The organism is Streptomyces sp. NPDC101152, from assembly GCF_044768275.1.
In the GTDB taxonomy this organism is placed as follows: Bacteria; Actinomycetota; Actinomycetes; order Streptomycetales; family Streptomycetaceae; genus Streptomyces.
Window position 1 is genome coordinate 151,385 of record NZ_JBIWPO010000009.1, and the last position, 15,280, is coordinate 166,664.

General features: G+C 70.4%; 12 protein-coding genes and 1 pseudogene. All 13 read right to left on the minus strand.

Going from position 1 to position 15,280, the window contains the following annotated elements; genetic code table 11:
- Window positions 1–47: 47 nt before the first annotated feature.
- The gene (locus tag ACIRVK_RS14970; protein ID WP_404246901.1) at window positions 48–1,295 is read right to left on the minus strand and encodes a glycosyltransferase family 2 protein; all 1,248 of its coding nucleotides are present in this window, start codon (window positions 1,293–1,295) and stop codon (window positions 48–50) included.
- A gap of 150 nt (window positions 1,296–1,445) precedes the next feature.
- Window positions 1,446–3,554 carry a hypothetical protein gene (locus ACIRVK_RS14975; protein ID WP_404246903.1) on the minus strand — a complete coding sequence of 703 codons (2,109 nt, stop codon included), beginning with the start codon at window positions 3,552–3,554 and terminating at the stop codon, window positions 1,446–1,448.
- A 134-nt stretch (window positions 3,555–3,688) separates the two neighbouring features.
- The gene (locus ACIRVK_RS14980) at window positions 3,689–5,185 is read right to left on the minus strand and encodes an SDR family NAD(P)-dependent oxidoreductase (RefSeq protein WP_404246905.1); all 1,497 of its coding nucleotides are present in this window, start codon (window positions 5,183–5,185) and stop codon (window positions 3,689–3,691) included.
- A 502-nt stretch (window positions 5,186–5,687) separates the two neighbouring features.
- On the minus strand, window positions 5,688–7,016 hold the full coding sequence (locus ACIRVK_RS14985) for an FG-GAP and VCBS repeat-containing protein (RefSeq protein WP_404246907.1): 1,329 nt from the start codon (window positions 7,014–7,016) through the stop codon (window positions 5,688–5,690).
- A pseudogene (locus ACIRVK_RS14990) lies at window positions 7,017–7,214 on the minus strand (FG-GAP repeat protein); the annotation flags it as partial.
- A gap of 129 nt (window positions 7,215–7,343) precedes the next feature.
- Window positions 7,344–8,765, minus strand: a complete 1,422-nt coding sequence (gene obgE / locus ACIRVK_RS14995) for a GTPase ObgE (protein ID WP_404246909.1) — start codon at window positions 8,763–8,765, stop codon at window positions 7,344–7,346.
- A 122-nt stretch (window positions 8,766–8,887) separates the two neighbouring features.
- The gene (gene rpmA, locus ACIRVK_RS15000) at window positions 8,888–9,142 is read right to left on the minus strand and encodes a 50S ribosomal protein L27 (protein WP_110628143.1); all 255 of its coding nucleotides are present in this window, start codon (window positions 9,140–9,142) and stop codon (window positions 8,888–8,890) included.
- 14 nt (window positions 9,143–9,156) lie between these two features.
- Window positions 9,157–9,477: a 50S ribosomal protein L21 gene (rplU, locus tag ACIRVK_RS15005; RefSeq protein WP_007381993.1), complete on the minus strand. Its 321-nt coding sequence runs from the start codon at window positions 9,475–9,477 to the stop codon at window positions 9,157–9,159.
- A 194-nt stretch (window positions 9,478–9,671) separates the two neighbouring features.
- Window positions 9,672–10,265, minus strand: coding sequence for a dTDP-4-dehydrorhamnose 3,5-epimerase (gene rfbC, locus ACIRVK_RS15010; RefSeq protein WP_404246911.1), 594 nt, complete (start codon window positions 10,263–10,265; stop codon window positions 9,672–9,674).
- Between the two features lie 10 nt (window positions 10,266–10,275).
- Window positions 10,276–12,279 (minus strand): glycosyltransferase family 2 protein, encoded by a 2,004-nt coding sequence (locus ACIRVK_RS15015; RefSeq protein ID WP_404246913.1) that lies wholly within the window; start codon window positions 12,277–12,279, stop codon window positions 10,276–10,278.
- The gene (rfbD, locus tag ACIRVK_RS15020; protein ID WP_404246915.1) at window positions 12,276–13,172 is read right to left on the minus strand and encodes a dTDP-4-dehydrorhamnose reductase; all 897 of its coding nucleotides are present in this window, start codon (window positions 13,170–13,172) and stop codon (window positions 12,276–12,278) included. Before rfbD ends, ACIRVK_RS15015 begins: the two co-directional genes overlap by 4 nt.
- A complete protein-coding gene (gene rfbB / locus ACIRVK_RS15025) occupies window positions 13,169–14,176 on the minus strand; it encodes a dTDP-glucose 4,6-dehydratase (RefSeq protein ID WP_404246917.1) in 1,008 nt (335 codons plus the stop codon). The genes rfbD and rfbB overlap by 4 nt, the downstream gene beginning before the upstream one ends.
- Window positions 14,173–15,240: a glucose-1-phosphate thymidylyltransferase gene (locus ACIRVK_RS15030; RefSeq protein WP_404246919.1), complete on the minus strand. Its 1,068-nt coding sequence runs from the start codon at window positions 15,238–15,240 to the stop codon at window positions 14,173–14,175. Before ACIRVK_RS15030 ends, rfbB begins: the two co-directional genes overlap by 4 nt.
- Window positions 15,241–15,280: the final 40 nt, after the last annotated feature.

A 15,280-nucleotide genomic window follows, 5' to 3' on the forward strand; every position in this document is an offset into this window, starting at 1 on the left:
ACCCCGACCGCGCGCCGGTCCAGTCCCCGGACACACGACAGGTGAGGTCAGGCCGCTGCGGCCGACTCCCCGGAGGTGCGGGTGCCGGGCCTGGCGGCCGCGGTCGTGCGGGTCTTCATCACCCGGCGGGCCTTGCGGACCGCGCGGCGCAGGACCGTGCGGGCGGTGTGCTCGCGGTAGCCGGGGATGCCGCGGGCCTCGCGGGGGGCGGCGAGGTAGAGGGAGTCGGGCAGGCCGACCGACGCGTCCCGGAAGTAGGGGTAGGCGAAGTAGACGCGGTGGCCCTTGTGTTCCAGGACGGGCGTGGGGCGCCGCTTCGACCTGAGGAACTCCAGGACGCCGACGAGGAGTTCGGGGCGCTCCTCGGCCACCAGGTGCAGCCGCAGCCGCTCGTCGACCTTGAGGCGTTCGCCGACCCCCGCGGTCCAGAACTCCTCCATCAGCGGCCGGGCCAGTTCGAACTTGTGCCGCCGGACCTCCTCGCTGTCCTTGAGGTACTTGGGCCCGAACTGGGGCAGCAGCGTGACCAGGAAGGGCCGCACCATGAGCAGGTCGCGCCGCGGGCCGGCGGGGACGTGCTCGGCTATCAGGTTCATCAGGGCGCGCGCGGAGTCGAAGCGCAGGGTGTAACTCCCGGTCTTCGTCACGTGTTTGCCGTCCTCGCGGCCCACGAGGTAGTAGCAGGTGTAGTCGGCGAGCACGGAGACGCCGTCGGCGCGCAGGTACGCCTCCATCGTGAACAGCGCGTCCTCGCCGGTCCACAGGGACTCGTCGAAGCGCATGCCGTGCCGCTCCAGGAACTCGCGGCGGAACAGCTTCTGGGCACTGAGCGTGAACTTGATGTTGGAGGAGAAGACGTCGGTACGTTCCAGCGTCTGCCCCCACATCGTCCGCGGCGGGACGCGGTTGATGCCCTCGACGCGGCCGAGCACCACGTCCGTGCCGTTGCGGTCGGCCATGGCGACCATCCGCTCCAGGGCCTCGGGGCCGAGCCGGTCGTCGGCGTCGAGGAAGAACACGTAGCGCCCGCAGGCCTTGCCGAGGCCGACGTTGCGCGGGCCGCTGGGGCCGCCGGAGTTGTCCTGCCGGATCACCGTGACCGGCAGGGCGACCCGGGCCGCGAACTCCTCCAGGCACTCCCCCGTGCCGTCGCTCGAGCCGTCGTCGACCGCGATCACCTCGATGCGCTCGGGGGCGAGGCTCTGCGCCTCGACGGACGCGAGGCATTCCACCAGGTACGGCATCGCCTCGTAGGCTCCGATGACGACGCTCACATCAGGTTGCGCCACGCTCACGTTCACCCCTCGTCACAGGCAGTTTCCCCCCGGTCGTCCTTCTGGCCACCTGCAAGACGGACGCCCCCGGAGGGCGGTTGCCTGGACATACGTAAGAAGGGCCCGGTTTTCGAGGATCTTTGCTCGAGAACCGGGCCCTTCTCACCTGTTTCACACGGTGGGCGGCTTCGCGGAGAGCGCGTCCGAGAGTTCGTCCGCCCCGGGGGTGCCGGCCGCGGCGGCGCGGGACTCCTGGCCGAGGTTGCGGGTCTCGGCCTTGAGCGCCAGTTCCCTCACCGCGGTGTTGAACTGCTCGATGGAGGGCGGCTCGTCCGGGCCGAGCAGGTACGTCTTCAGCTCCTTGCGGTCCTCTGCCAGCGGGTCGGCCTCCGGGTCGCGCACGGCGGCCAGCAGCTCGCCGAGTTCCGAGGCCTTGTTGGAGAGGATCACCGCGGCGCGCACGGCGGTGTTCTGCCGCTTGAACTCCTCCACGCCCAGCTCGGCGGAGTCCGTGACCGCGTACGGCTTGCCGCTCGCGAGGAAGTCGGAGACCACGGAGGAGATGTCGGAGACCATCGCGTCGGAGACGTTGAAGCAGTCGAACAGGCGCGGCTCAGCGCCCTCGACGACGCGGTGCTCCCAGGTCGGGAAGGAGCGCCAGTACGCCTCGTTCCACTCCCCGCGCAGCCGCGCGACCTCCTCGTACCGGGCGACGTCGACCACGCCGTCACGGGTGGCCTCGGCCTCGTCGGCCTTCTCGCCGCCCAGGCCCACCAGCTCGGCGATCCGGGCCTCGATCCGGGCGAGCTCGGCCTTCGCCTTCTCCTGTGCGGCCGTGTCGGCGGTGAAGCGGGAGTCGGCGGCGCGCTCGGCGGCGGCCTTCTCGACCAGGGCGACGATGCGCTGGTGGGCGGCGGCGGCCTTGGGCAGGACCGTGCCGGTGAAGGGGTGCGGCTTGTACAGGACGCGTACCGGCGGGTCGGCCTTGACCAGCGTCTTCACGATGTTCTCGCCGGCCAGCATGATCGAGGTGTTGCCCGGGTCGCCGTCCCAGCCCTCCCAGGTCGGCGCGTACAGCACCGTCGGACAGCGTTCATCAGCGGCTCCGCCGCGGGGGCCCTCCGGCCCACCTTCCCAGCCCCGGATCGGCGCCAGCTGCGGGCGGCCGACCTCCACGATGTCCTCGTCGCGGACGCCGACGTCGGCGATGGCGTAGCGGTCGCGGCCCGCGCGGCCGGCGACCCACACCTCGTCGTAGCCCTTGCTGAACGGGTTGACGCTGGCCAGCTTGTCGCTGTCGCCGTGGCCGATGAAGACGTGCTTCATGGTGGGCACGCGCAGCAGGTGGATGTTCTTGCCGACGTTCGCGGCGTACAGCGCGACGCGCACGGTGGACAGGTCCATGTTCATCAGGTGCACCCCTCCGGGCACGCAGATGACGGGGACCGTGGTGGGCGCCAGGTTCTGCAGGATGACCCGCTCGCGCAGCAGGATCAGCGGCCGGGTCTCCAGCTGCTCCATCGTCTCCAGCCACATGTTGACCTGGTACGTGGAGTCCTTGGAGCCGGAGAAGTACAGCAGCGTCTGCGGCTTGTAGTCGCGCAGCCAGTCGTCGACGGCGGCCAGGACCTTGTCCGCGTTCGGCGGCATCTTGTGGCCGCGGACGTACGGCACGAGTGCGAGGACGTACAGGCTGCCGAGGCCCAGCGTGATGCCGATGCCGACGAAGCCGGCCACGGAGGAGCCCGCCTCGGCCGAGATCAGGATGCCGACGACGGCCGCGAGGTCGAGGTGGAGCATCTTCTCGGCGGAGCGGTCCAGCAGGCCGAACGGCGGCGCGTCCGGGATGTTGATGCGCGACTTCAGGTCGACGTTGCGGGTGGCGACCGGCATCCGGCGGCGGTTGCGGATCAGCGTGACGACGGCGCCGTGCGGGGCCTGGAGGCCGTAGAACGCGATGAAGCAGCCGATCGCGCCGTAGTAGATCAGGTTGTTCGCGAGGTCCAGCCGGGCCAGCAGCAGGATCAGCAGCAGCTCCCGGATCAGGAAGCGGATCGACAGGCCTGCTCTGACCTTGCTCAGCCGGTTGACCAGGTAGCTGCCCTTGCGGTGCAGATAGTGGTCGGCCAGGTACGTCACGGCGGCCGCCGCCGCGAAGGCGGGGACGCTCGGGACGAACGCGGCCACCATGATGGCCGGGAAGCCCAGCATCATGAGGACCGCCGCGGCCAGCTCGGCCGCGCTGCCCACCCGGGCGACGCGAATAGCGGTGGATATCACGTAAAACCTGCTCTGGGAGGGAAAGTGCCGGTTTTGTTCTCTACGGATTCAGGCCTCTGCGAACGCCGGTCAATGCGCGCATTGACACCGGAAAGCAGAGGCCTGAATAACGGAAGGCTAATAGTGGTCGATTATTACACGCCGTCCTGACGGTCGAGCACCGAGGCCAGTGCCTGCTCGAACCCGGTGGCCTGCGCCGCGCCCGCCGTCGGGTCCTGCTGGCGGACGTCGATGACGTGCCCGGTTAGCTCCGACAGCAGCACGTCGAGGGAGGTACGGGCCACCGCCTCGGAGGACAGCAGGGAGCCCGCGGGCTCCTGGCCGAAGGCCTTGGTGCGCATCGGGGTGGCGGTGCGCTCAGGGTTGATGCAGTTGACGCGGACACCGTCGCCGGCCCACTCGTCGGACAGTGCCTGGGTGAGGTTGACCATGGCGGCCTTGGTCGAGGAGTAGAGGCTGTACTCGGCGCGGCCGCGGGTGTAGCTGCTGGAGGTGTACAGCAACAGCTGGCCCTTGGTCTCCGCGAGGTACTTGTACGCGGAACGGGCGATCTGGACCGGCGCCAGGTAGTTGACCTTCAGCGCCTCCTCGATGGTGGCGTTGTCGGTCTCGGCGAGCTTGCCGATGCGCAGCACGCCCGCGGTGTTGACGACGTAGTCGATCCGCCCGGTCTCCGCGTACGCCTTGGACAGCGCGTCGTCGACCTCCTCGGGGTTCTCGACGTGCGTGCCGGTGGTGGAGCGGCCCAGCGCGTACACCGTGGCGCCGTAGGACTCGGCGAGTTCGGCGATGTCCTTGCCGATGCCGTACGAGCCGCCGAAGATGACGGCCGTCTTCCCGGTCAGCAGCTCGCGGTAGGCGTCCTCGCCGACCTGCTCGGGCGCGGCGGTCGAGGCGAGCTGGAACAGCTTGTCGGCGATGAAGACGTCGACGGGCTGGGTGACCTTCATGTTGTACTCGTCACCCGCGACGACGTGGATCGGCACGTCCGGCAGGTACTTGAGGACGACCGTGCAGTCGTCCGTGGCCTGGAAGTTGGGGTCGCCGGCGGCGACCTCGTAGGCGCGGCGGATCGTGGACAGCCTGAAGGCCTGCGGGGTCTGGCCGCGGCGCAGCCGGGAGCGGTCCGGGATCTCGGTGATGAACTCGCCGTCCTGGCCGTGGGTCCGGGTCACGATGATGGTGTCGGCGGACGGGATGGCCACGTCGACGGCCTGGTAACGCCCCAGTGCCGCCACGCAGTCGTCGATGACGCGCTGCGACAGGAGGGGGCGCACGGCGTCGTGGAAGAGGACGTTGAGGTCCTCGCCGTCCGCGAGGCCCTCGCCGAGGGCCTCGATGGCGCGCTCGGTGGTCTCGTTCCGCGTGGAGCCGCCCTCGATGATCTTCCCGACCTTGGTGAACCCGGCCTTGGCGACGATCTTCTCCACGTCGGGCACGTATCCCGGCGCCATCAGCACGATGATGTCGTCGATCGAGTCCGCCCGCTCGAAGGTGGTCAGGGTGTGCTCGATGACTGCCTTGCCGGCGATCTTCAGCAGCTGCTTGGGGATCGAAAGACCCACGCGCTGGCCGGTACCACCGGCCAGGATCACTGCGGTGGTACGGGGCTTGGCTATGTGCTGGGACACAGAGGACCTACCTTGGGGCGACAGGGGACGGTGAAATGGTCCCACTTGCGGTTACCGCTGTGCAAGGTGAGCGTCCTTCACCGCATATGTACGCGCCACCTGGCATTCACCTTGCACTGTGAGTAAGGGCACAGACGCCCGGCGGCGCCGCGAGTTCCCCGATCGCCGAGGTCGCGTACGCCCATCCGGGCGATCCGGCCCGCGTCGCGTATCTTCACGTCTCGCGGTACCGGGCTGCACGCATTCTTCATATGCGGCACCGCGCCGTTACGGCGAGGCCCGAAATGCGGTTCTCCCCGAAGACCATTACCGCGGAATTCCCTGCCATTGTTCCGCGGTACCCGGCTCAGCCGAGTTCGCCCCCGGGACCGCCGTTCTCCCCCCTCGGCGGCGGCCTGGCCGGTGACCTGGTCGCTGCGGAACTGCAGATGTGCGGGCCGTTCGGGACGGCGCTCGCCCGCACCGGCATGTGCTCGCCACGGGAGCAACAGGGCACCCATGATCATGGCGCAATCGGGCCTGATGTCACGTCAGCGTACGTGTGGAGAAGACGGTCCGAGAGGGTCAGTGGGTGGACTCGACGCCCGGTCGGGCGAACTGCGGATCCGTACCGAGCGTCCGGGAACCGAAGGAGACGGATCCCGCGGCGGTGACGCCCACCCGCGATGGAGCGGAAGGCCCACACCGAACCGGCGTTGGCGTTCTCGCCCGGGGCCCCGGCGACGAGATCGGCGCGGCGGTCGTGGTCCAGGTCGAGGAGGGTGACGCCGGAGCCGAAGCGGTCGCCCTTCTCGGCGGTGCCGGGGACGCCCGGCGTGTTCTGGCTGAACACCCGGGAACCGGCACCGGTCGGTCCCGCCGCGCCGCCGGGGGTGACGGTGACCGTCCCGGCGTCCTGCACGCCGGAGAAGTCCTCGCCGGGAGCGCCCGCGACGATGTCGGCGTACCCGTCCCCGTTCACGTCGCCGACCGCGACATCGGCACCGAACAGGTCGCCCGTCTCGGTCGTCCCGGGCGTGTTCTGGCTGAGGGTGCGCGGATCCGCGACCCGCGGCCCCCGCGCCGTGCCGAGGACGACTCCGACCCGCTCGCCGTACTCGCTGGGATCGGCCGCGCCGTCACCGCTGTGGGCGCCCCTGGGGCGCCCGAAGACGATGTCGTCCCGCCCGTCGCCGTTCACGTCGCCGAGCGCGATGCTCTCGCCGCCCTCGATGTCGCGGCCCTCGCCGTCCTTCAGATGGGTGAGGGGCGCGAGGCCGTTCCGGGTGCCGTGCAGGTAGAGGAGGCTGTGGCCGACGTTCTGGTCGTCCGGGTCGTCCCAGTCGGACGGGCCGGTCAGCACCACGACGTCGTCGATGCCGTCGCCGTCGACGTCCCCGCTCGCCACGTCCAGGATCTGCACGTCGGCGTCGGTGAAGGAGACGGCCCGGGTGCGGGCGGGCACGCCGGCCCGGGTGAACGGCCCCGACTGAAGCGCCGAGGGACCCGCCAGATCGGCTTGTCCGTCAGCGTCGAAGTCGCCGACGGCGACGGCGACGCGGGCGAAGGAGTCGGCGACCTTGCCGGGCAGGACGGTTTCCCCGCCCAGTCCCCGGGCCCCGCCCCACAGCACGGTGACGCTGCCCTCCCCCGCGGCGGGCACGACCAGGTCGGTGTAGCCGTCGCCGTCCAGGTCGGCGGCGGCCAGGTGGGCGCCGAAGGCGTGGCCCGCCGCGAGGGTGCCCGGCACTGAGGCGGTGGCCTGCGTGAACACCTTCCTGCTCGCGAGGTTCAACCCGTGGGCCGACCCGTGGACGACGGCCACATAACCGGCGCCCTTCTTGCCGCCCACGGTCGCGCCGGGGGCCCCGGTGGCCAGGTCCTCGTACCCGTCCCCGTTGAAGTCCTGCCGTACGGTCCTGGGAGGGCCGACCGGGCGTGGGCCGCCGGTGAGACGGCGGCCGTCCCGGCGAGCAGCGCGAGGGCGACCACCAGGGCACGCCGGGATCTGGGCATCACAACGGACTTGGGCACGTGCGACTCCGGGAATCTGTAGGGCGGTTGAGAGCTCAGGAGCCGCATGAGCCCCATCCGTTCCGCCCCGTACGGCTCACCGGCTCACCGGTTGGTTGCCCAGCGGTGGACCGCGCGTTCACCCGCCGTCGACAGCGCCCGCCGCTCAGAACGGCTCGAAGTCGTCGTACTCGCGCTCTGCTTCCTTGTCCCGGCGGCGCTGGGCCGCGGGGCGGGGGGCCTCGAAGCGGTGGTCCTCGCCGCGGCGGCCGAGCATCTCCGCGCCGGCCGTCATCGACGGCTCCCAGTCGAAGACGACCGCGTTGTCCTCGGGGCCGATGGCCACACCGTCCCCGGCGCGGGCCCCCGCCTTCATCAACTCCTCTTCCACGCCGAGGCGGTTGAGCCGGTCCGCGAGATATCCCACGGCCTCGTCGTTGGCGAAGTCGGTCTGCCGCACCCAGCGTTCGGGCTTCTCGCCGCGCACCCGGAACAGTCCCTCGTCCTCGCGCGTCACGGTGAAGCCCGCGTCGTCGACGGCCTTGGGGCGGATGACGATCCGCGTCGCCTCCTCCTTCGGCTTCGCGGCGCGCGCCTTCGCGACCAGGTCGGCCAGCGCGAAGGACAGCTCCCGCAGCCCGAGGTGGGCGACCGCGGACACCTCGAAGACACGGTAGCCCCGGGCCTCCAGTTCCGGTCGCACCATCTCCGCGAGGTCCTTGCCGTCCGGTACGTCGGTCTTGTTGAGGACGACGATCCGCGGCCGGCGGTCGAGCCCGCCGTACTGCTTCAGCTCCTCCTCGATCACGTCGAGGTCGGAGACGGGGTCGCGGTCGGACTCCAGGGTCGCCGTGTCCAGCACGTGCACGAGCACACTGCACCGCTCCACGTGCCGCAGGAACTCCAGGCCCAGACCCTTGCCCTGGCTTGCGCCGGGGATGAGGCCCGGCACGTCCGCGATGGTGTAGACGGTCGAACCGGCCGTCACCACACCGAGGTTGGGGACGAGTGTCGTGAACGGGTAGTCGGCGATCTTCGGCTTGGCCGCGCTCAGCACCGAGATCAGCGAGGACTTGCCGGCGCTGGGGTAACCCACCAGCGCCACGTCCGCGACCGTCTTCAGCTCCAGGACGATGTCGTGCAGGTCGCCGGGCTCGCCGAGCAGCGCGAAGCCGGGCGCCTTGCGCCGGGCCGAGGCCAGCGCCGCGTTGCCGAGCCCGCCGCGGCCGCCCTGCGCGGCGACATAGGAGGTGCCGTGGCCGACGAGGTCGGCGAGCACGTTGCCCGCCTTGTCGAGGACGACGGTGCCGTCCGGGACCGGCAGGACCAGGTCCTGGCCGTCCTTGCCGGAGCGGTTGCCGCCCTCGCCGGGCTTGCCGTTGGTGGCCTTGCGGTGCGGGGAGTGGTGGTACTCGAGCAGCGTGGTGACCGACTGGTCGACGGTGAGGATCACGTCCCCGCCGCGCCCGCCGTTGCCGCCGTCCGGGCCGCCGAGCGGCTTGAACTTCTCCCGGTGGACGGAGGCACAGCCGTGGCCTCCGTTACCCGCGGCGACGTGCAGCTCGACGCGGTCCACGAAGGTGGTCATGGGATGTGCCTCCAGAAAGATGCGGGACTGACTTCGGTACTAACACGCGAAAGGCGGACCCGCCTTCCCAGCAGGGAAGTGAGGTCCGCCTCGCGAAGAACTTCCGATCAGCTGCCTGATGCTCAGGCGACCGGAACGATGTTCACGACCTTGCGGCCACGGTGGGTGCCGAACTGCACCGCACCGGCCTGCAGCGCGAACAGCGTGTCGTCGCCGCCACGGCCGACGCCCGCGCCGGGGTGGAAGTGGGTGCCGCGCTGGCGGACCAGGATCTCACCCGCGTTGACGACCTGACCGCCGAAGCGCTTCACGCCGAGCCGCTGGGCGTTCGAGTCGCGACCGTTCCGGGTGGACGATGCGCCCTTCTTGTGTGCCATCTCTCCTCAGTCCCTTACTTCGCAGCCGCGGGGATCTCAGTGACCTTGATCGCCGTGTACTGCTGGCGGTGGCCCTGACGACGGCGGTAGCCGGTCTTGTTCTTGTAGCGAAGGATGTCGATCTTGACGCCCTTGTGGTGGTCCACGACCTCGGCCTGGACCTTGATGCCGGCCAGCACCCACGGGTCGCTGGTCACAGCGTCGCCGTCGACAACGAGCAGGGTCGAGAGCTCGACCGTGTCGCCAACCTTGGCGGTGGAAATCTTGTCAACCTCAACGATGTCGCCGACAGCAACCTTGTGCTGGCGACCACCGCTGCGCACGATGGCGTACACGCGGATCTCACTCTCTCGCTCGGGAACGGCACCCCCGCAGTCCAGCCGCCCGGCACACGGACGGCCTCTCCGCAGCACCCAGTGCTCCGGAGGAAGAGGTTTACGGGGATGTGGCGCGCCCATATCCAAGGACACGCCGACGGTCAAGGGTACGGGGCCACGGCCGAACGGGTCAAACCGGGCCCCGTCCGGTGTCAGCCGCGCAGGCTCTCCCGGTAGGCCACGCAGGCCTCGTACGAGGGCAGCAGGCCCTGCTCGCGGGCCTCGGCCAGGGTGGGCGCCTGCTCGTCCTTCGGGGACAGCAGCGGGGTGAGGCCCTGCGGCCACTCGATGCCGAGCTCGGGGTCGAGCGGGTGGATGCCGTGCTCGCGCTGGGGGGCGTACCCCTCGGAGCACAGGTAGACCACGGTGGCGTCGTCGGTGAGCGCCATGAAGGCGTGCCCGAGGCCCTCGGAGAGGTAGACGGCGTGGTGGTCCCGGTCGTCGAGGCGGACCGCCTCCCACTGGCCGAAGGTGGGCGAGCCGGTGCGGATGTCCACGATCACGTCGAGGACCGCTCCGCGCACGCACTTGACGTACTTGGCCTGGCTCGGCGGCACGTCCGCGAAGTGGATGCCGCGCAGGGTGCCCCGGCTGGAGACGGACATGTTGGCCTGGGCCAGGGTGAGCGGGTGGCCGGTCGCCTCGGTGAAGACGGGGGCCTTGAACCACTCGTGGAAGCTGCCCCGGTCGTCGGGGAAGACCTTCGGCTCGTGCACCCAGGCGCCGGAGATGGAAAGGGGTCGCATCGCTGGGTCCTCAGCTCTTCTTCTGCTTGGTGGTCAGGGCGCGCTTGACCCGCCCGGCGGCGCGCCGCCACAGCGGCCGCTTCCGGGGCGCCTGGGCCGCGGCCTTCTTCGCGGCGGCCTTCTTCGCCGCGGGGGTGGTGTGCCGGTCGATCACCTTGGCGGCGCCGTCGGCGTCCACGACCACGTCGACGGGGAGGCGGGTCCACTTGCGCTCGCCGCGGGAGACGGACGGCACGCCGATCCGGACAGCCCAGCGCATGCCGGTGAGCTGCTCCAGCGGCAGGGTCGCGGTGAGGGCAGTGCCGTCGGACACGGCGTCGGCGGGGTACTTGCCGACGTTCTTGCGCTCGAAGCGCAGCTGCAGGCTCTCGCCGCCCTGGGCCGCGAGGTGCAGGGGCAGCGGCAGCCATACCGTGGCCCCGTCGACGCGTGCGGCGGCGGGGTCCATGCGGGCCACCGCCTCGCCCTCCAGCTTGCCCGTGTGCTGGTCGACGTCGAGGGAGAGGTTGCCGGGCCCGTCGGTCCAGTACGGCAGGACGAGGCGGGCGGGGTCGCCGAGGAGCGCGGCCGTACGGGCGGCCTCCACGTCCTCGCCGCGGACCGCGCCGAGCCTGGTCTCCTTGCTCCAGCCGCAGGACTTGATGCGCAGGTGCAGGTCCCAGATGCCCTTGTCCAGGGGGGCGCCGCCGGCCGCGGTCAGCGGGTCCAGCTCGGAGCGGGCGGAGATCCGCTGGCGGAAGGCGTCGTCCCCGGCGGGCAGTTGGTGCCGCTCGCTGGTGACGGGCAGGTAGAACTGCCGGGCGTCCTCGCGGTGCCGGACCACCAGGTCGACGTCGCTCTTGCCGAGCGGGGCGTCCAGCTTGATGCCCTGCCGGGTCAGCTCGCCCAGCGCCTCCCCGGACAGCGGCAGTCCGAGCAGCTCGCGCTCGCCGTCCCGGCGGAAGGCCATCGGCTCGCCGTCGATCTGGTACTCGGCGTCGAAGCCGACGTGCAGCCGGCCGTCCTGCCAGGCCAGCGAGGTGAGCCTGCCGGTGGGCCTGATCCCGGCCTCCCAGGCGGCGAGGTCGCGGATCTCGTCGTAGCGGTCGGCGAAGATCAGGCCGGCGACCACCCGCTGGGTGAGGGCGAGGTTGGCGACGACACCCGGTCCGAAACGCTCGGTGACGACCTTGTGGATCTCGCGGTACAGCTCCTCGGCGTAGTCCTCGGGGAGCTTGAGCAGGCGCTGGCCGCGCAGCCGCTCGACCATCTCGTTGCGCAGCCAGCGGCTGAACAGCTTGTCGCGCAGCTTGCCGGGCTCGGTCAGCTCCTCGACCACGTCGAGGGCCTCGCGCAGGTTGCCGAAGTAGCCGACCGGGTCGAAGCGCTGGAAGCCCGCGTTGGAGCCGTCGTCACGGGTGATGTGGTAGTAGCACAGGTAGTCGCTGAGCACGGCGACGCTCTTGGCCCGCAGGTAGGCCTCGACGACGAAGACGTGGTCCTCGAGGCGGCGGCGGCCCTCCTTGAAGCGCATGCCGTGCTCGTTGAGGAACTCCCGCCGGAACATCTTGTGCGGGGTGAGGCTGTCGATCAGCGGCGCGTTGGAGACCGTGGCGCGCGGCCGGTTGACGCGGAACAGCTCCTGCGGGACCGGACGGCCGATGCCGGCCATCTTGCCCACGACCACGTCGGCCTCGTTGGCCTTGCCGTAGTCGTACATCCGCTCCAGCGCCTCGTCGCCGAGCCAGTCGTCGTGGTCGACGAACATGACGTACTCGCCCCGGGCTGCGTCGATGCCGGTGTTGCGGGGGCGGCCGGACCAGCCGGAGGACTCCTGGTGGATGACGTGGAAGTGCGGGTGCTCGGCGGCCAGCTGGTCCAGCCGGGCCGGGGTCTCGTCGGTGGAGCCGTCGTCGACGAAGAACACCTCGAACTCGTCGGGGGTCAGGCTCTGCCGCAGCAGGCCCGTGACGCAGTCCTCGACGTACTTGCCGGGGTTGTAGACCGCGATGACGACGCTGACCTTGACCGTCACGCCGTTGTCTCCTTCAGGTGGACCCGGTGGATCTCCGGGAAGGCCTCGGTGAGGGCCGTGCGCCAGTCGCGCAGCGGCTGGATGCCGGCCTCGGCGAACCGGTCGTGACCGAGGACGCTGTAGGCGGGGCGGGGGGCGGGACGGACGAACGCGTCGCTGGTGGTGGGGCGGACCCGGTCCGGGTCGGTGCCGAGCAGCCGGAAGATCTCGCGGGTGAAGCCGTACCAGGTGGTCTCGCCGGAGCTGGTGCCGTGGTAGACGCCGGCCGGTGCGGTGCCGGCCAGGGCACCTAGGCCCAGCTCGTACAGCAGCCCGGCGAGGTCGGCGCTCCAGGTGGGCTGGCCGCGCTGGTCGTCGACGACGTCGAGGGTGTCCTTGACGCCCTCCAGCTTGATCATCGTGCGGACGAAGTTGGGGCCGCCGGTGCCGTACAGCCAGGCGGTGCGGACCACATAGCCGCGTTCCGTCGACAGCACCGCCTGCTCGCCGGCCAGCTTGGTGCGTCCATAGGCGCTGCGCGGGGCGGTGGGGGCGTCCTCGGCGTACGGGGTGTCCGCGTCGCCGGCGAAGACGTAGTCGGTGGAGACGTGCAGCAGGACGGCGCCGGTGCGGGCGCAGGCGGCGGCCAGGTGGGCCGGGCCGTCGCCGTTGATGCGCAGCGCCTCGTCCTCGCGGGTCTCGGCGTCGTCGACGGCGGTCCAGGCCGCGCAGTTGACGACCACGGCGGGCCGGTGCTCCTCGATCGCCCGGTCCACGGCCTCGGCGTCGGTGAGGTCGAGGGCGGCGCGGTCGAGGGCGACGCACCGCTCCCCCGCCTCGGCCAGCCGGGCCAGGACGTCCTGGCCCAGCATGCCGCCCGCGCCCGTGACCAGCCAGGTGCGGTTGTCGCTCACAGCGCGGCCCGCTCCTTCAGGGGCTCCCACCACGCGCGGTTGTCGCGGTACCACTGCACGGTCTCGGCGAGGCCCTGCTCGAAGCTCTTGCGGGGCTCGTAGCCGAGCTCCTCGCGGATCTTGGTGCAGTCGACGGAGTAGCGGCGGTCGTGGCCCTTGCGGTCCTCGACGTACTCGACGCTGGTGTCCCAGTCCGCGCCGCACGCCTTCAGCAGCAGCCCGGTCAGTTCCTTGTTCGACAGCTCGGTGCCGCCGCCGATGTTGTAGACCTCGCCGGCCCGTCCCTTGGTGCGCACCAGCTCGATGCCCTGCACGTGGTCGTCGATGTGCAGCCAGTCGCGGACGTTGCCGCCGTCGCCGTACAGCGGGACCTTCTTGCCGTCCAGCAGGTTGGTCACGAACAGCGGGATGACCTTCTCCGGGAAGTGGTGGTGCCCGTAGTTGTTGGAGCAGCGGGTCACCCGCACGTCCAGGCCGTGGGTGCGGTGGTACGACAGCGCGATCAGGTCGCTGGAGGCCTTCGCCGAGGAATAGGGCGAGTTGGGCTGCAGCGGGTGCGTCTCGGGCCAGGAACCCTCGTCGATGGACCCGTAGACCTCGTCGGTGGAGATGTGCACGAAGGTCTTGATGCCCGCCCGGTGCGCCGCGTCGATCAGCGTGTGCGTGCCCACCACGTTGGTGCGGACGAACTCCGCGCCGCCGTCGATCGAGCGGTCCACGTGCGACTCGGCGGCGAAGTGCACCACCTGGTCGTGCTCCGCCATCAGCTTGCCGACCAGCTCCACATCGCAGATGTCGCCCTGCACGAAGGCGAACCCGGGGTGCTCGCGCACCTCGTCGAGGTTGGCCGGGTTGCCCGCGTACGTCAGCTTGTCCAGCACGGTGACCGCGACGTCACCGGGGCCCTCGGGGCCGAGCACGGTACGGACGTAGTGCGAGCCGATGAAGCCGGCACCGCCGGTCACCAGGATCCTGGTCGGGCGGGTTGTCGAAGGGGAGGTCATGAAGAGATCTGCACCTTGCTGTGATCACCGAGCACGAGCCGGTGGGCCGAAGGGTTACGGGGAGCGGGCGTCACCTCGACGTCACGCCCGATGAGCGAGGCCTCCACCCGGCGCACGCCGGTCACGGACGAGCCGCGCAGCACGATCGAGTACTCGATTTCGCTGTCCTCGATCCTGCAGTCCTCGGACACGGACGTGAAGGGGCCGATGTACGCGTTCTCGACCACCGTACCGGCGCCGACGATGACGGGTCCCACGATCCGGCTGCCGCTCACGCGGGCACCGGCCTCGATGCGCACGCGGCCGATGATCTCGCTGTCGTCCGACACCGTGCCCTCGGTCACCGGCTCCACGGTCTCCAGGACCGAGCGGTTGACCTCCAGCATGTCGGTGACGTTGCCGGTGTCCTTCCAGTAGCCCGAGATGGTGGTGGAGCGGACGTCGCGCTTGTCGTCTATCAGCCACTGGATGGCGTGCGTGATCTCCAGCTCGCCGCGCCAGGAGGGCTTGATGGAGCGGACGGCCTCGTGGATCGCCGGGGTGAACAGGTACACGCCCACCAGCGCGAGATCGCTCTTCGGCTCCTTCGGCTTCTCCTCCAGACCCACCACCCGGCCGTCGCCGTCGAGTTCGGCGACACCGAAGGAGGTCGGGTTGGGGACCCGGGTCAGCAGGATCTGCGCGTCGGGCCGCTCGGTGCGGAACTCCTCCACCAGGCCGGTGATGCCACCGACGATGAAGTTGTCACCGAGGTACATGACGAAGTCGTCGTCGGCGAGGAAGTCCTTGGCGATGAGGACGGCGTGGGCGAGCCCCAGCGGTGCCTCCTGCGGGATGTAGGTGACCTTGATCCCGAACTGGGAGCCGTCACCCACCGCCTCGCGGATCTCCTCGGCGGTGTCGCCGACGATGATCCCGACCTCGCTGATGCCCGCTTCGGCGATCGCCTCGAGGCCGTAGAAGAGAACGGGCTTGTTGGCGACCGGTACGAGCTGCTTGGCCGAGGTGTGGGTGATCGGGCGGAGGCGGGTACCCGCTCCCCCGGAGAGCACGAGAGCCTTCACGTATAGCGCCCCAATACTGTGCACACGCGGGAGAGAAATC